At 69.9% G+C, this 19,190-nt stretch carries 16 protein-coding genes and 2 pseudogenes; 4 read left to right on the top strand and 14 right to left on the bottom strand.

Annotated elements, in window-relative coordinates:
- The first annotated feature begins 217 nt into the window (after nucleotides 1-217).
- On the top strand, nucleotides 218-667 hold the full coding sequence (locus WME97_RS48680) for a hypothetical protein (protein WP_437548028.1): 450 nt from the start codon (nucleotides 218-220) through the stop codon (nucleotides 665-667).
- Between the two features lie 301 nt (nucleotides 668-968).
- On the opposite strand, the gene WME97_RS48675 is transcribed toward WME97_RS48680, so the two are convergent.
- The 5 genes from WME97_RS48675 to WME97_RS48655 all read right to left on the bottom strand — a co-directional run bounded on the left by WME97_RS48675 (nucleotide 969) and on the right by WME97_RS48655 (nucleotide 7,169).
- Nucleotides 969-3,131 carry an FAD-dependent oxidoreductase gene (locus WME97_RS48675; protein WP_437548026.1) on the bottom strand — a complete coding sequence of 721 codons (2,163 nt, stop codon included), beginning with the start codon at nucleotides 3,129-3,131 and terminating at the stop codon, nucleotides 969-971.
- A gap of 24 nt (nucleotides 3,132-3,155) precedes the next feature.
- The gene (locus WME97_RS48670; protein WP_437555662.1) at nucleotides 3,156-4,142 is read right to left on the bottom strand and encodes a UbiA family prenyltransferase; all 987 of its coding nucleotides are present in this window, start codon (nucleotides 4,140-4,142) and stop codon (nucleotides 3,156-3,158) included.
- 187 nt (nucleotides 4,143-4,329) lie between these two features.
- The gene (locus tag WME97_RS48665; protein ID WP_437548024.1) at nucleotides 4,330-5,034 is read right to left on the bottom strand and encodes an iron-containing redox enzyme family protein; all 705 of its coding nucleotides are present in this window, start codon (nucleotides 5,032-5,034) and stop codon (nucleotides 4,330-4,332) included.
- 757 nt (nucleotides 5,035-5,791) lie between these two features.
- Nucleotides 5,792-6,247, bottom strand: a complete 456-nt coding sequence (locus WME97_RS48660; RefSeq protein WP_437548022.1) for a GNAT family N-acetyltransferase — start codon at nucleotides 6,245-6,247, stop codon at nucleotides 5,792-5,794.
- Between the two features lie 343 nt (nucleotides 6,248-6,590).
- The gene (locus WME97_RS48655) at nucleotides 6,591-7,169 is read right to left on the bottom strand and encodes an SAM-dependent methyltransferase (protein ID WP_437548021.1); all 579 of its coding nucleotides are present in this window, start codon (nucleotides 7,167-7,169) and stop codon (nucleotides 6,591-6,593) included.
- A 405-nt stretch (nucleotides 7,170-7,574) separates the two neighbouring features.
- Between WME97_RS48655 and WME97_RS48650 the strand changes: the two genes are divergently transcribed.
- The gene (locus WME97_RS48650; protein ID WP_437548019.1) at nucleotides 7,575-8,462 is read left to right on the top strand and encodes a Kazal-type serine protease inhibitor family protein; all 888 of its coding nucleotides are present in this window, start codon (nucleotides 7,575-7,577) and stop codon (nucleotides 8,460-8,462) included.
- A gap of 468 nt (nucleotides 8,463-8,930) precedes the next feature.
- On the opposite strand, the gene WME97_RS48645 is transcribed toward WME97_RS48650, so the two are convergent.
- From WME97_RS48645 to WME97_RS48625, 5 genes and pseudogenes are all read right to left on the bottom strand, one after another.
- Entirely contained in the window at nucleotides 8,931-9,509 is a 579-nt protein-coding gene (locus tag WME97_RS48645; RefSeq protein WP_437555660.1) for a transposase, read from the bottom strand.
- A gap of 3 nt (nucleotides 9,510-9,512) precedes the next feature.
- Nucleotides 9,513-9,806 (bottom strand): annotated as a pseudogene (locus WME97_RS48640) (transposase zinc-binding domain-containing protein); the annotation flags it as partial.
- A 151-nt stretch (nucleotides 9,807-9,957) separates the two neighbouring features.
- Nucleotides 9,958-11,550 carry a hypothetical protein gene (locus WME97_RS48635; protein WP_437548017.1) on the bottom strand — a complete coding sequence of 531 codons (1,593 nt, stop codon included), beginning with the start codon at nucleotides 11,548-11,550 and terminating at the stop codon, nucleotides 9,958-9,960.
- Nucleotides 11,551-12,034: 484 nt separating this feature from the next.
- Nucleotides 12,035-12,166 carry a hypothetical protein gene (locus WME97_RS48630; RefSeq protein WP_437548016.1) on the bottom strand — a complete coding sequence of 44 codons (132 nt, stop codon included), beginning with the start codon at nucleotides 12,164-12,166 and terminating at the stop codon, nucleotides 12,035-12,037.
- A gap of 26 nt (nucleotides 12,167-12,192) precedes the next feature.
- Nucleotides 12,193-12,363 carry a hypothetical protein gene (locus tag WME97_RS48625; protein ID WP_437548014.1) on the bottom strand — a complete coding sequence of 57 codons (171 nt, stop codon included), beginning with the start codon at nucleotides 12,361-12,363 and terminating at the stop codon, nucleotides 12,193-12,195.
- Between the two features lie 388 nt (nucleotides 12,364-12,751).
- Here WME97_RS48625 and WME97_RS48620 point away from each other — a divergent pair.
- Both WME97_RS48620 and WME97_RS48615 read left to right on the top strand, forming a co-directional pair.
- A pseudogene (locus WME97_RS48620) lies at nucleotides 12,752-12,889 on the top strand (IS66 family transposase); the annotation flags it as partial.
- Nucleotides 12,890-12,925: 36 nt separating this feature from the next.
- Nucleotides 12,926-13,144, top strand: coding sequence for a transposase domain-containing protein (locus WME97_RS48615; RefSeq protein WP_437555658.1), 219 nt, complete (start codon nucleotides 12,926-12,928; stop codon nucleotides 13,142-13,144).
- Between the two features lie 354 nt (nucleotides 13,145-13,498).
- On the opposite strand, the gene WME97_RS48610 is transcribed toward WME97_RS48615, so the two are convergent.
- The 4 genes from WME97_RS48610 to WME97_RS48595 form a co-directional block, all read right to left on the bottom strand.
- Nucleotides 13,499-16,852, bottom strand: a complete 3,354-nt coding sequence (locus tag WME97_RS48610) for a protein kinase domain-containing protein (protein ID WP_437548013.1) — start codon at nucleotides 16,850-16,852, stop codon at nucleotides 13,499-13,501.
- A gap of 205 nt (nucleotides 16,853-17,057) precedes the next feature.
- Nucleotides 17,058-17,678: a hypothetical protein gene (locus tag WME97_RS48605; protein WP_437548011.1), complete on the bottom strand. Its 621-nt coding sequence runs from the start codon at nucleotides 17,676-17,678 to the stop codon at nucleotides 17,058-17,060.
- 173 nt (nucleotides 17,679-17,851) lie between these two features.
- On the bottom strand, nucleotides 17,852-18,157 hold the full coding sequence (locus WME97_RS48600) for a hypothetical protein (RefSeq protein ID WP_437548009.1): 306 nt from the start codon (nucleotides 18,155-18,157) through the stop codon (nucleotides 17,852-17,854).
- Nucleotides 18,158-18,626: 469 nt separating this feature from the next.
- Nucleotides 18,627-19,121 (bottom strand): hypothetical protein, encoded by a 495-nt coding sequence (locus WME97_RS48595; RefSeq protein WP_437296842.1) that lies wholly within the window; start codon nucleotides 19,119-19,121, stop codon nucleotides 18,627-18,629.
- Nucleotides 19,122-19,190 lie beyond the last annotated feature (69 nt).

Genomic DNA, 19,190 nt, shown 5'->3' with positions numbered 1-19,190 from the left:
TCGATTTTTCTCCCCCGCGTTTTTTTCAGCGATGAGTTTCCTTGGGCAGCGGGGTCTATGGGGTACAGCCGGTCGCGATCATGACGCCGGCTGTCGCCGGGGACGGCGGCGGCGCTCGGGGCATGCGGCCTTCGTCGCCGCCGCGACCGGGAAGAGCGGTTCGAGCCGCCGGATGAGACGCCGCACGAGCTGTCACGAAGGGAGAAGGAATATGGTCATGAAGCGCGTCTTGATCGCGATGTGCCTGATCGTCGCTGCATGTGGATGTGGGGGTGAGGAGGACGACGCGCCCGTCGCGTGGGAGGACATGAGCTTCGATCAGCGCTTCGCGTTCATGGAGGATGTCGTCCTGCCGGAGATGAAGGAGACCTTCGTCGCGTTCGACGCGAAGTTCGAGGGAATGACGTGCGTGACCTGTCACGGCAGCGGCGCGGCCGACGGGACCTTCGCGATGCCGAGCCCCGACCTCCCCCCGCTCCCCGCCACCGAGGAGGCGTTCGCCGAGTACGTGAAGGATCCGGAGATCGAGCGGTGGGGCACATGGATGTTCGAGACGGTCATGCCTCGGATGGCCGATGTGCTGCAGATCGCCGCGTACGACCCGATGACCAACACCGGCGACTTCTCGTGCAATGGCTGCCACACGCTTGAGGGCGTCGAGCAGTGAAACCGCCGGGCACGCCGCCGGCGGAGATGCAAACGTAGCGGATGGGTGGGTCTCGACGTCGAGCGTGAAAGGTGAAAGGCTCCGGCGGCTACAGCTCAATGCGCTCGAGATCCTCCAGGCTCGGCTGGATCAGTTGACATAAGCCTCTAAGTACGGATCCACTGATCCGCCTACAAATACCAACAGATCCAACGAGCTCACTCGGCTGCGTAATATTGTCTACACCACGCTGGCCGGGGGCGCCTCGCTCTCGGGTCGTCGAACGCGGCGTCGCGCGCGCCCCCGCGCGTGACGTGCGGCGTTACGCCGGGTTCGCCAGCGCGAGAGTGGCCCAGGCGGAGGTGACGGCCCCCTTGTCTCGGCAGTGAAAGAACATCTTCTCGGCGGGCCCCGTCTCGAACCAGTAATAGAGCATGGGCTCGCCCTCCCAGCCGTCGGGCTTTTTGCGCGCGCGAAGCCACGATTTTGCCTTCCGGAGGGCGGCCGTGCCCGCTTCGCCCAGGGCTTCGAGCGCGAGCACCGCCGCCGAGGTCTCGAGCACCGTCTCGCCCCAGCTGCCGTCGTGGCCCTGGGTCGCGAGAATGAAGGCGGTCGCCCGCCATAGCTGGGGGCGGTACCTCTCGCCGTGAATGCCCAAGAGCTTGGCGGCGTGCAGCGTCGTCACGAACTTCGAAGAGAACCAGATGCTGCTCCAGTAGCCTTCCGGCTCTTGCAGCCCCGCGACGTACTGCGTGCAGGCGCCGACTTCTTGCGGGTAGCGCTCTGGCGCGACGCGGTGCAAGAGGTGGCCGGCGTGGGCCGACACGTACACGGAGGGCCCGAGCCAGTAGTCGGCGAGCCCCTGCGCGCACCCTTTGATCTCGGCCCGGCGCTCCGACAGGCTGTGAAACGCGCCTTGCGGCCGAGAGTAAAAGAGCTCGACCAGGCGGTCTAGCTTCGGCTGAAGTACGTCGCGGCCCACGCCCGCCGCGAGCAGGCCCTCCAAGACGAGCAGGCTGTCGTCGGCCGTCACGCCGAAGCCAACCTGATACTCCCACAGCGATTCGCGCGCGCTTTGCAGCAGATATTCGGTGAGCGGCCGGCTCGGGTTCGCCTGCAGCAGTAGCCCGTAGTAAGAAATGTTGCACTCGCTCTTGGTCTGAACGAACGCGGGCCGCTCGCCCGCCAGTCGGTAGATGGTCGTCTCGATCAACGTCTGCGAGCGAAACGCCTCGACCTCGGCCGGCACGTCGAGGTACGCCCGCACGCTCTCGGCCGCCCTCTTGCCAGACTGCAAGGCCTGGGTCGTGCCAAAGGGCAGAACGTTGTCTGGCTCGACGAAGACGTAGTCGCCGGCCAAGAAGATGCGTTCGCAGGCGCGGGCCTGCCAGTCGGTCCAATCGGCGTAACTCGCGGGCGAGATGCGAGGGCCTACCGTGGGCCAGCGGTGCACGTCCGCGAAGCGGAGCGTCTTCTCGGAGAGCGCGCCGACCTTCAGCGCGCGGGCGTGATCGAGCGTCCGGCGGACGATCTCTTCGTGCGGCAGGCCGCTCAGCGCCTCGGACGCTTCGCCCACGTAGTACACGAAGAGGGTGTCGGGCTTGCCGTCTCGCCCCCGATGCTTGATGACGGTGTTGAACGGCAGGTCGGGGGTGACGATGTAGCTGAAGTCGGCGAGGTCGGCGCCCTCGAGGCCGAGCACCACCACGGTGCCTTCGCCGTACCGGAGCGAATCGAGGAAGACCCGGCACCGATCGTTGGTGAGGGTGGTGACGAGCCGCCTCGCCACCGGCGCCGGCGCCGTGCACACCACGGCGCGGGCGGCGAGGGTGTGGGTCTCTTCGCCGCGCCGGAAGACCACCTCGACCGAGCCGCCCTTCTCGGTCAGCGAGAGCACCTCGACGCCGGTCTCGAGCCGGCCCTCGAGCGGCCGCGCCAGCCCCTCGACGAGCGAGCCGTTCGCCGTCTCGTAGTGCCGCGTGGGAAACTTGATGAAGGCGTCGTGCTGCCGCTGCGGCAGGTACTCTCTCATGTCGCCCGGGTGAATGAGGCGAAAGAAGCTGTTGAGGTGCCGGTACGCGCCCGGCAAGAGGGTGCTCGCGTCCTTCTCGGGGTCGGTTTCGAACGCGTCGAGCGTGTCGAGCTCGTGCGGCGCCAGGTCGAGCTGGCGCAGGCACTCTCTCACCGAGGTGCCGTAGTGAACGTTGCCCTGGGCGAAGAGCCCGATGCGCTCGCTCTCGTGGTGCAGCGCGGGCGTCCGCAGGGCGATCGGCGCCGCCGCGGGGTCGTAGGCGAACACCGCGCCGAGGTCGTAGAAGCTCTCGCCCGCCGACTTCGTGTAGACGCGGCCCCCCGGGCGCGGCTCTTTCTCGAGGACGATGATGTTCCGGTCGCGCAGCGCGTGCGCGGCCGCCAGGCCCGCCAGGCCGGCCCCGATGATGGCCACGTCATAGGGGCCCGTGTTCTCGTGTTCGAAGAGTGTCACGTCATTCTCCCGCAAGGTTGGCGCCTACGAGGCGGCGTCGAGCACCACGAGGCTGACGACGGTCAGCAGCCGGCTCCCGAAGAAGGTCACGTCGGGTACCGCCAAGCGCAGCACGCGGTCTCGGTGTTGATCGAGCGGCGCCGCGAGCAGCGCGACGACGCTACCCCGCCAGAGAACGGCGGGCGCGAAGCAGACGAGCAAGAGCCTGCGCTGCTCGGGGCCGGCGAGGGCGCCGGCGAGCGAGAGCCCCGCCGCGGCGGCGAGCCAGAGCAAGGCTGCGACGAGGCTGCTGCCCCTGCGCCCGAGCAGCGCGGCGAGCGTCTTGAGGCCCGCCCTCCGCTCTTCGGCGGCGTCGACGGCGCTCTCGGAGAGGAACACCGCGTACTCGGACAGCGAGACGAAGAAGAAGGCCGGGCCCCACGCGGCCAGCGCGCGCGCGTCGCCCGAGGTGTGCAGGCCAAGGCCCGCGCCCCAGAGGGCGAAGTAGCTGACCAGGCAGGTCAGAAGGTGCCCCCACCAGTACGCCTTCAAGCGCCTGGCGGCCGCGGTGCCGGGTGACAGGTAATTGTAGGAGTAAAGCACCGTAAGCGCGAGAAACGCGCCGAGCCCGAGGCCGGCCAAGGCGCGCCCCCGGGCCAGCAGCCAGCCGATACCGGCCGCGCTCGCCAGGAGCTCGGCCGCCAGGGCGCGGACGGTGAAGGTGCGGCTCACCGACAGCCAGCGGTAGAGCTCGGGCTTGGCGCTCGCGTCGAGCTCGGCGTCGGTGAGGACGTTGACGTGGGTCATGAACGCGGAGCTCGCGAGCAACGTGAGCAGCGCGACGGCGGCGGCGCCGGCGTCGACGGGCGCGGGCGAGACCAGCATGCCGCCGAAGAGGAGAAGGGTGAGCGGCAGGTTTTTCTTCCAACGCGCCGCGCGCCACAGCCCGAGAAAGGCAGGTGGCGGGCGCGCGGCGCTCGTGGGGCGCGAAACGGTAATGGAAGGCGGCGAATGGAGCGAGGATGTCGGCATGGTGGTCCTGCCAGGCGCGCGGCGGCGGGCTGGGCTTTGCGCAATGGCCGTTCGGAACGCCGACGAAGTCGGGGTCGTCGCGCCCGAACGGTCGAAGCCGGTTTTGCTCGTAAGGTCGTTAGGATCCGGTCCCAAATAACTTTTGTGCGCGGCCCATCGCACTTCGCCGGCCCCGCCGGCCGAGGCCTCAGGCGAACGAGAGGCGGTTCAGCGCGTCGAAGTACCGCCACATGGCGCGCATCATCTCTTCGGCCGCGCCCCAGAATTGGCGCAGCCGCTCGGGGTCTTGGGGCAGGTGGCGGGGCACCTCGTAGATGCCCTGGACGTGCTCGAGCTCGACGACGTCGTGGCACTGCGACCAGCGCATGGCCCCCTCCGACAGCCCGAGCCGCCCCATCACCTGGCTGATATGAACGATGATGTCCGAAGCGATGATCTCGGTGCCGACGTAGGCGCCGAGGCTCTGGTCGACGTCGTCCGAGCCGAGGCACTGCTTCAGCTCTTGAATCAGCCGCTTCTGCGGCTCGCGCATGAACTCCATCGCCGCGCCGTCGGCCCAAGCCTCGAGCCCCTTGACCATGTCGCGGTACAGGTTGGGGTGGCCGTCGTCGGTGAACTTGCCCCGGCCGAGCTCGTCGTGCACCTGGCTCACGAGAATGCTGACCACGGGCTTGTTGCTGTCCCACAGCCGGTGCGCCAGCAGAGTGAGGTAGCGGCCCAGCATCTCGCTGAACTCGAAGCCGAGCTGCAACATCGTGCGCAAGAACCGAGGGTCTTTGGCGTCGGCGCGCTGAAAGAACGGGTGGTGGCGCATCATCAGATGCCCGAGACGCTGCTCAACCTCACTGACCACGGCGCCCGGCCGCGGCTCGATGTTCGTCGCAATTTCCATGGTTCACTCCGTGACGTTCGAAGCGCGGCGCCGAGGCCGCCCGGCCGGCGCGCGGTGCCCCCGCGCGCCGGGGCGCCCTCGCGCGGGCCGAGCCCACGACGGCGCACCACGGCCGCCGAGCGCGACGGCCTTGTCGCCCCACGAGGCGCTCTCGGCGACCTCGTGCGACGAGCTTGCCTGCCGCGGCCCCGGCGGTCGATTGGTTATTTTCGCCAGACCCTGTGCGCCGGTGCACGGGGGGTCACGAGCGCCTCTCGCTTTCGATGGAGGCTTATGCGCGGCGCCTGCCGCGGCTGACATCGCATGCCGCCTTCTTCATCGCTCGCTCCCCGAGGACGCCGCCTTTACGTGCAGCAGGACGCGAGCCGAACCCGCGCTCGACCCGGCGCCGCCCCGATCGAGGTGGTCGGCGGATGCCGCACCTGCAGGACCGCGGGCGCACCGTCGAGCTGCGCGTGACATCAGGACCCAGGTGAGCAGCTTCGCGCGCCGCGCGGGAGCTCTGGCCTCGCGCCGCACGGCCTCGCGCCGCAACCTGGGTCGGTTCAAGGATGTCGGGGGCGAATCGCCACGCTACTGTTTCCGGCGACCGTTCGCCCTCGAACGGTTGTTCTGGCGGGACGATTCCGCGGCGGCGAACCGTCGCGATCCGGTGCTTTGCCCCGAATTTCAGGGAGGCGTGACAGGTGCGGAGATCCCGGAGATCGATTCACGTTGCCGATATCGTGGAGGCTCGGCCAGCGCGAGCGGCGGCGCGTCAGCGCGACAGGTCGAGCTCGAAGAGCGGGAGCAGCCGGCCAGGGATGCTGGCAGAGCCCTTCTCGCCCACGCGCCGCGCGCCGCAGGCCTCGTAGAACCGCCCGGCGTTCGGATCGCCCTGGATCACGAGGACGCGGTACCCGCGTCGCCGCGCTTCGTCGCGCGCGTGCGCCAGGAGCGCGCGGCCATGACCGCGCCCGATCTCCTCCGGCTCGACGAAGAGGTGGCCGAGCTCCACCCGGGTCGAGCTCAGGGCCTCGAGCGTGTAGAACCCGAGCGCCTCGTCTCCGCGCACCAGGACGAAGGTCGGATGCCGCGCCACGTACGCCGGCGAGATCGAGAGCTCCGCGCGGCACGCCTCCATGAACTCGCGCGTGTAGCCCCAGTGCGCCTTGGAACGGAGGGCGAGCGCGCCGAGGAGCTCAGCCTCCTCGGGGCGAGCGGCCCGGATCACGGGGACCTCAGGCAGGCGAGCCGACCGGGCGCGCCGGGGACGGCGGCGCGCCGGTCTCCGCCGGGCGGTGTCTGCTGGCGCAAGGGCATGGCTTCGGCATTCTAGCGACAGGCTCCCGACCTCGCGATGTGCTGCGAGCGGACGAGCTCCCCGCGTGACGGCGTCTGCAACCGGCCCCGGTCGGCTCCAGGCTGCCAAACCGTTGAGATACGGAGAAAGCGGGTCGCCGATGATGACCTATCCAATAGCTGACCGGTTCCAGTGATACCGATGAGGGGACCGACGACGACCACGACCGGAAGTGGCGTGTGTAACGCGTGGCCAGCTCGGTCGCAGCGTTGGTTCAGTCCTCGTCGGGACACCCGTGCTCAGCCAGCACGTGGGCGGCGATGTCGCGATCGATGACAAGTGCCCGCGGAGGCGGCCGAGGAAGAACGGCTCCTGCGCGGCCTGGGCCGCCGCCATCCGTTCCAGAACGCCTCCTGGCATCGTTCCGGCCATCTTCCATGTAGCGGCCCATGTCCCGCTCGATGTCGAGGCCGATGACCGCGCCGGTCGGCCCGACCGCGCGCGAGAGGTGCGGCAGGAAGTAGCCCGTGCCGGCCCCGAGATCGGCGACGCGCATGCCGGGGGCGAGCCGCATGGCGGCGATGACCTCCGCGGGCTTCTGCCAGGCGTCGCGCTCGGGGCCCTCGAACGCGGGAACCCAGTCGTCGGCCCGCTCGAAGCGGTGCACGAGCGGTCCTCCGCCGTGGGCGTGCCCGCCATGCCCTCCGTGGTGGCCGGCGTTGCCGCCGTGGCGGCCGGCGTGCCCGCCGTGAGCGCCGGCATGACCGGCTGGACCGGCGCCGTGCTGCCCGTGCGCGGGGGCCTGGTCAGGGGAGGCGGCGTCGGGCGTGGCGCTGCAACTGCTGAGGAGCACGGTGAGGGCGGCGCAGGAGGCGGCGGGGCGAAGGCGGCGGTGCGTCCGCGCTCCCTACCAAGAACCGCGGGCCGGAGTCCCCTGCGGGGCGCTGTCGCGCAAGTTGCGCAAGCTCTGGCCCATTTGAGCAAGCCCCTGCCCGATCCGGACCGCCCGGGGACCGCGGAAAGGCGTGAACCCCGCAAAAGCCGCGTGGCCCGACTCCTGCCAAGGGAACCACGCCTCCGCAACACGGCGACGGACCCCCGATGGCGCGTCGCCGAGGCCTCCTCGACACGGCGATCGCCGCGTCGAGCAACGCGTCGATCCTTCGCTTCGACGCTGCGGATGTCGCCGCCGCGGAGGGAAGTGCCCGTGCATTGCAACCGCCTCGCCGGGAACGGCGCGGCCCCATGGAGAGACATCATGAACGTTCAGCGTCGTATCAACAATCATCGATTCGCCTCCGCGCTCTGGCTCGCGCTCTCGATGGCCCCGTTCGCCGCGGGCTGTCAGGTGGAGGTGGCCGACGAGGCCGTCGAGCCGATCGCCTCCGAGGCGCAGGAGGCGAGGGCAGGCGGCACCATCTCGGTGGCCCTCTGCGGCGGCCTGCTCGGCCTCACCTGCAAGCCCGGCTTCTTCTGTGATTACGAGATCGATGCCATGTGCGGCGCGGGCGATCAGTGGGGCGCCTGCACGCCCATCCCGAAGATGTGCACGAAGGAGTACGACCCTGTCTGCGGCTGCGACGGCAAGACGTACGGCAACGAGTGCGCGGCGAACGCGGCGGGCGTGTCGGTGGCGTCGCTCGGCGCGTGCGGGGCTCCCGAGGAGCAGGCGTGCGGCGGCATCGCCGGCCTCGCGTGCGAGCGCGGGTTCTTCTGCGACTACGGCCCGGAGGCCCAGTGCGGCGCGGGCGATCAGACGGGCACCTGCGAGCGCATCCCGGAGGCGTGCCTGGACGTGTACGACCCGGTCTGCGGCTGCGACGGGAAGACGTATGGCAACGCCTGTTACGCGAACGCGGCGGGCGTGTCGGTTGCGTCGTCCGGCGAGTGCGGGGATGTCGGGGAGCAGGCGTGCGGCGGCATCGCCGGCCTCGCGTGCGAGCGCGGGTTCTTCTGCGACTACAGCCCGGAGGCCCAGTGCGGCGCGGGCGATCAGATGGGCACGTGCGAGCCCACCCCGCAGGCCTGCCTCCATGTGTACGCCCCGGTCTGCGGCTGCGACGGGCGGACGTACAGCAACGCCTGCACCGCGAACGCGGCGGGGGTGTCGGTGGCGTCGCGCGGCGCCTGCGACGCGCGCCTGTGAAGCGCGGCGCCTGCGACGCGCGCCTGTGAAGCGCGGCGCCTGCGACGCGCGCCTGTGAAGCGCGGCGCCTGCGACGCGCGCCTGTGAGAGGGCGCTTTGGGCACCCTCTGCCACACCGGCGGTGGAGCGGATGATCCGATCGACGCACAGCAGGGCGTCGGCCCCTCGATTCCCCTGAATCGAGGGGCCGACTGCGCCTCGCACCGCGCTGAAGGAGGCGCGAAACCGCCTCCCGCGTGCGCATTTTGTGACACAATCGTAGCATGATTGTCATAAGATCGCCCCGGGACTTCCGAGCTCAGGAGCGATCGATGAACGTAAGAATCCTGCATTATCTTCGAGCCGCCGCCGCAGTGGGTCGAGGCCTGCAACGGGCTCGTCGTCGGCGACGACTGCACGATCGAGCGGATAGGAAACCATAGAGCTCTCGCCCGTGGGGTGCTGCCGTTCGGGGCTGCGAGGGCAAGTTCAGATGATCGAGGATGCGGCGCACCACCGCTGAGTCGGTGATCGTGGAAAGCACGCGCATCCTCCGTTCGCATCTCGGGCAGCACCGTGGGCTCGGCGCTCGAAAGCCGCGTCGGGACTGTCCTTGTGCTCGAAAGGCCGCGCAAGATGGGCTCCACCTGCGAGTGCGAGCTGGGTACACGCATCGAGCGCGGAGGGCTCGATGGTCTCGTTGCTGCGCTCCTCGGCCGCGCGCTCGTCGAGGTAGCCGCGGCGCCGTAGCCAAAGAAGCGCACGCTCGCGCACCCGTCGCGCCACCTCGCTGACATCGTCCTTTGAAGGCGGCGGCGCATCGTGGAAGCGCACGCCCATGGCGGTCTTCTCGAAAACGCCGTCGATTGCCAGCGTGTGAAAATGGACGTGAACGTTCAAGCTCGAGCCGAATCTCTGAGGGAACCCGACCGAGCCCGTTCGTGCGCATGCGATGCTCGCGAGCCGCGTGGTTACGCGGGCGATCTCCTCCGCGAAGGTGCGCTCCATCGCCGCGAGGACGTCGGACCTTTTGGCCGCAAGCGCGCGCAGCTCAAACGGAAGCGACATGACCCACTGCCTGACGGGCACGTTGGGCAAGATACGATCGACGAGCGTCGCCGCCTCATTGCACATCCGGCGCGAGGCGCAGCTGGGGCAGCGGCCGCGGAGCTTGCATGAGAAGGCGACGAGCACATCGTGACCGCAGCCATCGCAGTGACATCGGACGAAACCTCGCGCGAGGTCGCCACAGGCGAGGTAGCCATCGAAGACGGCGACAACGTACTTCGGGAGCGGGGCCGCGTACGTGCGCGCTGCGTGCGCGACGTAGGTCGCGAGGTGCTCCTGAACAAGGCCATACAACACGGTCTGATGCGGTTCGCGAGGCGCGTAGGCGTGCGGCGCTGGCCGCGAGGTCCTTGGACGCGCCGACAGCGGCCGAGACTCCGCTCGGGTGAGCGGCGCCACCTCCGGCTCGACCGGGTCGACGGGGCCGAGCTGGTGACGCCGCCGGCCCCTAGAACTCCACCACCGCCAACGAGTGCGGGTACGAGGTGAGCCGCAGGAGCTTCTCGCCGCCCGCGGTCTTCACCTTCACCACGCGGCTCACCGAGCGATTCGTGGTCCGGTTGATGAGGAGGAAGTAGCTCCTCTCCGCCTTCCGCGCCGCGTAGATGGAGAAACCCGCCTCCTGCCCGCCCGGCACCGGCACCGTCTCGCTCCCGTACAGCTCCCGGTAGATGAGCGACACGTAGTACTGCGGGCGGAGCGTGATGACCCACGGGTCCACCCGGTCGTCCACGGCGATGAGCGACGGAACCCAGGGGTTCTTGGGGTCGGACCAGGCGGTCGGATCCGAGAGGCCGAACCAGAGCATCGCGTCGGCGCCCGCGGCTTTTCCGGTCTCCTGCGCCTCGGCGCTGAACAGGGCGGCGGCGAGCCGATCCGAGACGTTGCCGTCCGCCGGCGTGTCGCTCCAGGACGGGCCGAACTCGCCGACGAAGATCTTCGAGGGGCCGAGCCCGGCCGCGGTCGCGGCGGCGCGGGCCGCTGCGATCTTCGCCGTGATCCCCTGATCGCCGAACGGACCGTTCCAGATGGCGGAGGCGGACAGGTGATCGATGGAGGGGTAGTCGGGGGACGTCGGCGCCTGGCCGTAGTTGCCGAGGAGGTACCAGTGGAACGACACCGCGCCGGGGTGGTCGCTCCCGATGAGCGCGAGCAGGTCGTCGAGGTACTCCACGTTGGCGACCTCGGCGAAGGCGTAGGTGAGGCCGGGCTGGAGCGGGTCGATGGCCTGCCGGTAAGTCAGGTATCGGCTGGCGTAGCTCGCGAGCGCGGCGGCCCGCTTCTCGTCGTCGGTGCCCGTCGCCGCGCCGAGGTAGGGCCAGTTGCCGTTGCGCGACTTGTTGTCCGGCTCGTTCCCCGCCGAGACGTACCTCAGGTCGTAGCCGAGATCGTCGACGATCTGCGCGACGTACGCCTTCTCCCGGTCGACGTCGTCCACGGTGATGTTCACCTCGGGCATGGCCTCGATGCCGAGCTCGGTGCAGAACTCGATGTACCGCCGCACGTCGCCGGCGCTCATCCGGAACTCGTAGGGATCGCCCCCGAGCGTGTCGGCCACCGGGTCGGTGGCGATCGCGTCGTCGCTCCCGTCGTACATCACGCGCTCCTGCCCGCTCGGGAAGCGCAGGAGGTCGATCCGGGCGTGGCGGACGAGCGCCTTGTACCGCGCGTCACCGAGGAAGAACTTGCTCCGCCACTGGATGCCGGCGCCGTGGAAGGTGGCCGGGACCGGCGTCGCCACCCCGGTGAAGTCGACGGTCAGATCGGGCACTCCGGTCGTCAGCTCGTCGACCGTGTGCGGCGCGGTGGTCTCTCCGGTGTCGGCGACCATGGCCGCCACCGAGCTGTCGATCGCCTCCACGCTGCTCGTGTCGACCACGAGGTCATTCAAGGTGACGTCGCCCGCGGACAGGCTGTCGCCCTGGAGCACGTGCACGCGGTAGCCCGCGGGGTTCCCGTACGGGGGCGGATCGAGCGTCGTCGAGGAGGTGTTGCATCCGGTGAGGGCGACGAGGACTGCGGCGAGCGCGGTGCGGGTCATGAGGGCCTCCGGCGCGGAGCTGTGGTGACTCTGCAATACATAGGAAGTAGGGTGAGCCGCGACTTCGAGATGGAGGGAGAGTCGTTCGGTTCCGAGCAGGTTTGCTGAGGGACTGAAGGACTAAAGACCAAGCCCCCTCAGAGAACTTGCCATAAAGTCCGAGAGGCTCGCTCCGGGTGTGGAAGACCGAAGAAGACGCACGCTTGCATACATTTTTTTCTCGGACAAAATTTTTCTCTTCTGCCAGCAGGAAATCGACCGCCGGCGCGGCTCCCGTCGGCCGCCTCGCGCGAAAGGGCGGCGCCCTGGCCGGGCGAGGCGGTCGTGCGCTGGCGGCAGGAGCGCAAGGGCGGCTTCGGCCCCAACAACCTGGGCTTCGTCTGGGTCGTCGACGACGACGCGGAGTGTGCCCCCGACTTCGCCCTCGACGACAGCACGGGCCAGGCGTTCGTCCGCCCGAGCGGCCACGTGCGCTTCCGTAGCGTCAGAGCGACTCGAGGTACGCCACGAGATCGTCGAGCTGCGCCGGGGCGAGCGCGGAGACGTCGCCGTGGCGGTCGCCGCCGCAGACCGGGTCGAACCGGTCGCGGAGCGTCTTCGCGCAGCCGTCGTGCATGAACGGCGCTCACGCGGAGAGGCCGATCAGCGAGGGCACCTGGAGTGCCTCGACGAACCCTGCTTGTTGATACGGCACGTGCCCGAGGCGTCCTCGCTCGTGATGGTGTCGAGGTCGATGAACTCGATGATGTAGCTGCCAGCGCTCACGACCGCGGCGCGCTTTCCGTCCGGCGCGACCGCGATGGTTTTATCCACCCCGCCAGGCTCCGAATGCACCCGGAGCAGGAGGCGAACGACCCGCAAGTACGGCGAAGGTGGCGTGGCGCAGGCGCCGCCGAGTGGCATCGTTTGGCCCGTCCGCAGCCGGGAGTATCCGGCAAAGCACCGCGGAGGAGAAGAATGGCGAGAGTCAACGAAGGTACCCCCAAGGCCGTCGGCGCGGCGCTCTTCGTGCTGCTCACCGCTGCCACGACGCATGCCATGCCGCGACCCGTGCCTCCCGATCCCGACCACGTGCGGGTGGTGGGGAACGGCAGGGTCATCCGGGTGACGCCGGTGGGGCTGCAAGACGATTTCCAGGGCATGGCGACCGACACGAGGAACCTGCAATGGGCGCTGAACAACGTGGCGCGCTACTGCGCTCGGCTACGCCCTCAACCAAGAGCAGCCCTTGCGGCGTTTCCTCGACGACGGTCGCCTCCGCCTGGAGAACAATGCCAGCGAGCGAGCTCTGCGATCCATCGCTGTGGCGAGAAAGTCCTGGCTCTTCTTCGGCAGCGACGACCACGCCTCGGCCGCCGCCAACCTCTTCTCGCTCGTGGCAAGCTGCAAGCTCCACGGTCTCGACCCCGAGGCCTACCTCGCCGACGTCATCCGCGCGATGCCCTACTGGCCGCCGGACCGCTACCTCGAGCTCGCCCCCAGGTACTGGGCGCGCACCCGCACCCGGCTCGTCGCCGACGAGCTGAAGCTCGCCCTCGGGCCGATCACCGTCCCGCCCCCGCTTCCCGCGGAAGAGCAGCACGTGACGGGCTGACCGAGTCGGTTCCATTGCCCCCATCTTGCACCAGCTGACCGAGGTTGGGGCCGACGGCGCTTCGTGCAGCGCTTACGAAGGAGAATCCCTCGGCGCTGCGCCGCCAGGCCAGGCGCCGACCCCGATCGGTGATGCCGCGGGCCCTTCACCGCGGGCGATGCGGCGGAAGAGGGCGCCGCGTTGGGCCACACCGGAGCCGCCCTCGGCGCCGAAGCAGGCGGAAACTACGAAATCGCTGCTGTTTCCAGCGACCGCTCGTCATCGACGGTTTCTCTGGCGGGATTTCTGAGCCGCGGTACCCGTCTCGACGTGGGCACAGCTGCCTGACACCGAGCAGCTGTGCCCTCGTCGAGACTAGGGCCGGGCGGCGCCCGGCGCGGCGCCCTCGGCTCCTCGCTCCGCTTCACGCGCCGCCTCGGCGTACTCGCGCCGGAGCAGCGGGTCGAGCTCGAAGGCGCGCCCCAGCGAGGCCTGGGCCTCTCGCGCTTCCTCGCGGCGCGCCGTCGCGTCGGCCGCCCCGCGCGCCCGCGAGAGCAAGAGCCCGCCGCGCACGGCGTGGGCGTGCGCGAGGAGCGGATCGCGGCGCAGCGCCTGCTCGACGTGCTTCAGCCCCTCGTCGGCGGCGCCGCGGGCCTCGGCCGGCGACGACGCCCGCGCGAGGTGCCAGCAGGCGCGCGCGAGCTCGACGTGGCCCTCGGCGTGGGGGTAGATCTCGATGGCCCGCCGCGCGTCGTCGCGCGCCCGCCGCAGCGCGGGCAGCGGTGAGCGCCCTCGCTGCCGCGCCCACTGCGCCTCGACCGCGCCGAGCTGCGCGCCCGCGAGCAGGCAACCGAGGCAGCTCGGCTCCGCCCGGTAGGCCTCGGCCAGCGCGGCCCGCCCGGCCTCGAGCTCGTCGCTCGGGTCTCCGCCCGAGCGCAGCGCGTGGAGCGCGGCCAGGCGGTGGCCCTCGGCGCGGTAGGACGAGGTCCGCCCCGCGGCGGGGTTGATGGCGCGCGATCGGTCGAGGTGGACGAATGCGCGCTCGATCGGCGGGCGCGGGTCGGCGCCGCGCCCGGCGAGGTGCTGCGCCAGGGTCAGCTCGGCCACCGCGGCCTGGTTGAGCGCCTGGTAGAACTGGGCGTCGAGCGCGAGGGCCCGGCGCCCGATCTCGAGCGCCCTCTGCACCGTGTCCTGCGGGTCGAACCCGTGCGCGAGGTCGTACGAGGCCCAGTCGTTGTAGAGGTCGCCGAGGTTCCAGTAGGGAAAGAGGTATTTCGGATCGCTCTCGATCGCCTGGCGATAGGAGCGCGCGGCCTCGGCGTACTCGGGGCGCGGGTCCTGGCCCTTGTCGCGCCGGTGGTTGCCCTTCCAGCGGTGGACGTTCGCGAGATCGTTGAGCGCCCAGGGGTAGTTGGGCTCCAGCTCGAGGGCCCGCGTCAGCCGGGCGTGGGCCTCGTCCCAGGCAGGGCCCGGGTCGAGGCCGGCGCGCGCCTGCTCGAACCCCCGCGTGAAGTGGGCCAGCCCCGCGGCGTCGTGCGCGTACACGTCGCTCGGGTCGAGCTCGATGGCGCGCGCGGCGGTGGCGAGCCACTCCTCGAGGATGGGCTCGGGCTCGAGGCCGCCGCCTTCGTCCTTCATGAGCTGATACCAGCTCATCAGGACCTGGGCCCTCCGGGTGTGGCCCGAAGCGCGCCCCGGCGCCGCCCGCACCGCCTTGCCCGAGGCATCGAGGGCGCGCTCGAGCGCCTCTTTGCGGGGCCTGCCCTGCCGCTCGTCGACCTCGGCCCGCTTCAGCCAGGCCACGGCGAGCGCCTCGTACGCCAGCGCGTCGCTGCGCCCCACCTCGAGCGCCTCGTCGTACCGCGCGACCGCCCGCTCGAGATCGGCGCGCGCGCCGTCGTAATCCCCTCGATCGAAGCGGTCGACCGCCTGCGCGTGGGCGATGTCGCCGGCGAGGCGGAAGGCCTCGTACGACCAGGGCGCCTCGTGGCCTGCGAGCTCGGCGGCGCGCGCGGCGGCGCCGTGGTCGCGGCGATAGAGGGCGATGAGCCCCTCGATGTGGTGGGGCGACTCGAGCGCGAGCCCGCGGCTCTTCTCGAGCGCGGCGAGCGCGGGCAGGAGGTACTGCTCTTCGAGTGCGCGCCGCCGCCCGGCCACCCACGCGACGCCGCCGCTGCGCCGGGCGTCCTCGAGGGCGCGGCGGTACAGCTCGCCGAGCGCGCGCCCGAGCGCGTGGTGGAGCTCGGGCGAGTCGACCCCGAGCGCACGGGCGCGCTCGAGCTGCTCGCGCGCCTCGTCGAACTCGAGCAGGGCCAGGTGCCCGCGCCCGAGCGCGTAGCGCGCGAGCCCCGCGCCGGCGCCGCCCGTCTCGACGTGGCGGGCCGCGATGCGCGCCATGCGCTCGCGGACGCGGGCCTGCTCGCGGCCGGTGTCGTGCAGCGGCAGGCCGTAGGCGACGCGCAAGAACCACTCGATCTCCTTGACCTCCTGTCCGATCTCCTCGCCGAGCCTCGCCCGCTCGGCCGCCTCGGCCCGGGCGCGCCGCGCCTCGAGCTGCGAGCGCAGGCCGAGAGCGCCGAGCGCCGCGATGAGCGCGAGCGAGAGGGCCGAGACGGCCACGAGCGCGCGGTGCTTGCGCGCGAGCCGCTTCAGCCGGAAGGACAGGCGGGGGCGCCGGCCGAGGATCGGCTCGCCGTCGAGGAAGCGCCCGAGGTCCTCGCCGAGGGCCCTCGCGGTGGGGTAGCGCTGCTCGGGCTCCTTGTGGAGGCACTTGAGGGTGATGGTCTCGAGGTCGGCGGGCAGCTCGGGCGCGAGCGCGCGCGGGGGTCGGGGCTCTTCGTGCAGCACCTTGAGGAGCGTTGCGGCCGGGGTGGCGCCCTCGAACGGCGCTGCGCCGCAGAGGAGCTGGTAGAGCGTGGCGCCGAGGCCGTAGACGTCCGAGCGCTGGTCGGCGCCGTGCACCTGGCCGCGCGCCTGCTCGGGCGCCATGTACGCGGGCGTGCCCAGGAGCGCCCCGGTCTCGGTGAGGCTCTGCTCGCCGCCGGCCTCGTAGGCGAGGCCGAAATCGACGACCACCGGGTGGAAGCTCCCGTCCTCGACCCGCTCGATCAGGATGTTCGAGGGCTTCAGATCGCGGTGCACGATGCCGAGCCTGTGCGCCTCGTGCACCGCCTCGGCCACCGCGCGCATCGCCCGCACCTTGGCGGGAAGCGACATCTCGCTCGCCGCCTCGTCGAACCTCCGGCCGCGCACGAGCTGCATCGCGATGTACGCTTTGCCCGCGACCTCGCCGACCTCGTAGACCTTGCAGACGTTCGGGTGGTCGATGCGCGCCTGGGCGCGGGCTTCCTGCAAGAGGCGCAGGGCGCGGTCGGGGTCGGCCCCGCGAATGAACTTGAGCGCGACCGCTCGGCCCAGGCGCTTGTCGCGCGCCTCGACCACCTCCCCCATGCCGCCCCGCCCGAGCGGCCGGACGAGCTCGTAACGGCTCCACGCAGCGACGGGAACCCCGGACGCTTCGACCGCGGCGCCGCGCGTGGGCGCGCCCCCTTCGGCCTCGGCGCCAAGCGCGTGCGCCTCCCCTCCGGTCGGAGGGAGGGGCCGAGTCGGCGCCGAGGCGTCTGCCGGCGGCATCGTCGTCGACGCCGGGGCGCTCGTCTGCGTCGGGCCCGCGGCAAGCGGGCCGGGGCGCTCCGGCGGGAGCGTGGGGTCTTCTTCCGGCGCCGGCATGGTTGAAGCGCTGACAGGGTGGCACAGCCAGGCGGGCGGCGAAACGTGTCCATGGGGGCCAGGCCGATGGCGCTCTGCGGGAGGCTCCTCCGCTGGCGTGTTCGGCGCGGCCCATATCATCACGTCGCCCTGGGGGGTGGACACCACATCAAGGGACGCTCGGATCTAGTCAAGTGGATCTACCCCATGGTGCTCGACGGCGCGATTAGGGCGAGGAGGATGATAGGCGCGAGTCGCCGACGCGGGTTTCCGGCACATCGTGGACAAAGTAACCGAACGGCTCAAAATTCCCCTCCAGAAGTACCGCACCGACCTCGTCCAGACTACCGGAGATGATCTCATTATGGTTGGCATCCCATGCGGCGAAACGACCGTCCGGCCCCTCCCTCAGGAACGCGACTCCACCGGCAAAAGGCGATGCTTTCCGCAGCCAGAGCTGGTACCACCTTCGTTCGCGAAGGACACTATCGACACAATCAATAAACTCCGAAATCTTCGCATCGTCGTTACGATAGGGCACAAGGAGAAGACGGACGTATTCTCGCTTTTCGGGAAGCGCAGCCGTTCGGAGATACTCTTGATCGGACAACGCTCGGTTGACCGCGAGCTCCCATGCTGGGTGCCGCGGGGACAACAATCGCCAGGAATCGCTATCCCATTGGGGGATATCCCTGAGGGCTGCCGTTAGACGCTCCGCGATTGTCGCCAGAATCGCGCTAGCAGAGAGATCTTGATCGTAGGAAAGCAATGGAAGCTTGGCTTCATTCACTGCCCTGTGAAGAACGATGACCTCGGTGGGGTCGGACACAGCAAACAGATCTTTCATAATCCTCAACACGGATCGGGGCCAGCGAACGTAATGTCGACATGCCGCCCGAAGCGGAGGGTGCCTCGATGGATCAGTTCGTCGACATTCTTTCCTGCCTCGAAGAACACGCCAGGTTTTGGCTGAAACTCGATCACATACGCGCCTCGTCCAAGATGGGCTGGGACTCCCCGTCACCAGAGCTTCACATCGTGGTTTGCCGAAAAGCCCTTTGCCGTCAGCTCAAACAACAATCCTCTGAGCGCCAGTGCCATGGCATCTGCCTCCGTGTCCGCGTACGAGCGGCCGCCGATCACCCGCACGGTCTCCCCTGCCAGCACCGTCTGCGCGGGCGTCAGCGGCGGCACAACGGCATCTGGATCGTAGACGTGAGCAGTGGCTACTGCCATCCATTTCCGGGCCGGCACGTTCGGGTCCGAAGGAGCATCGATGACCTCGAAAGCTGTAATCTGGCACGTGGTCCCACGCCTATAGCTCATCGCACTATCTCCCTTCGTCGAATGACTGATCTACACGCTCCCCACACGCATACGCCCATGTTGGGCTGGAGGATGTCCTGCAACAGAGTTGGCCGCGTCACGATCGTGGAGGAGAGCCTCACGAACATGTCGGACGTGGGCGGATGCAGAACCAGGTTCGGCGCCGTGCCTCCGGCGGAGCTCCTCGCCGCTCACCCGGCGCTTGTTCTTGTCCGATCGATCGCTCCAGACGAAGTCGATCTCGCGACGCCCGGTCGTCCCATCGCTGTGGGACGTGGACTCGCTCTTGTCGATCAGCCGCGGCGTCGTGTGGTACGAGCCGTCGGGACCAACCTCCCCGGCGCCCGGCAGACGGGGAGGCTGCCAGCTGCCCCGAAGAGACCCCGATCCCTGGGATGGCGCGTGAGGTGGCGCTCCTGGGGTGTCCGGAGGCCGCCGCGCACGTCGCGCGGCCGGACCCCGGCGCTCTCTACTGCCCGCCGGGCACGCAGATCGCCGTCGCCGAGCCCGCGCCCATGCACGAGAAGCCCGCCGCGCAGTCGGTGTTCGCCGCGCAGGGGAAGGCGCACTTGCCCACGGCCGTGTTGCACTTGTGCGTGCCGCAGACCATGTCGTTCGAACACGGGAGAGCGAGCGGGCCCGGCTGCCCCGTCGTCGCCGGAGCGGTCGTGCCCGGCTGCTGGTACTGGCCGGGTTGCTGGTACCCCGGCTGCTGGTACTGCCCAGGCTGCTGATACTGCCCAGGTTGCTGGTACTGCCCGGGTTGCTGGTACCCCGGCTGCTGGTACTGCCCAGGCTGCTGGTACCCCTGCTGCTGCTGGTTGTACGCGTTGTACTGCGGATCCGACGGATCCTCGGCGTCTCGGCCCCGGCTGCATGCGGAGGTCAGGAGCCCGAGGCCTCCGAGGGCAAGGACGACCGAGGCGGCCGAGCGCGCGCTGGTGAACCACATGGATCGCTTCATCAAGGTCTCCTCGAGGTGCGGGGCTCTCCCCGCGTGAGCGACGGGCCGGTGACGGCCCGTCGCTGAGAT

The organism is Sorangium sp. So ce367 (assembly GCF_051520455.1).
Lineage (GTDB): Bacteria > Myxococcota_A > Polyangia > Polyangiales > Polyangiaceae > Sorangium > Sorangium cellulosum_B.
Note: the sequence above shows the minus strand (reverse complement) of the source record. Positions and strands in the feature narration are given on the sequence as shown.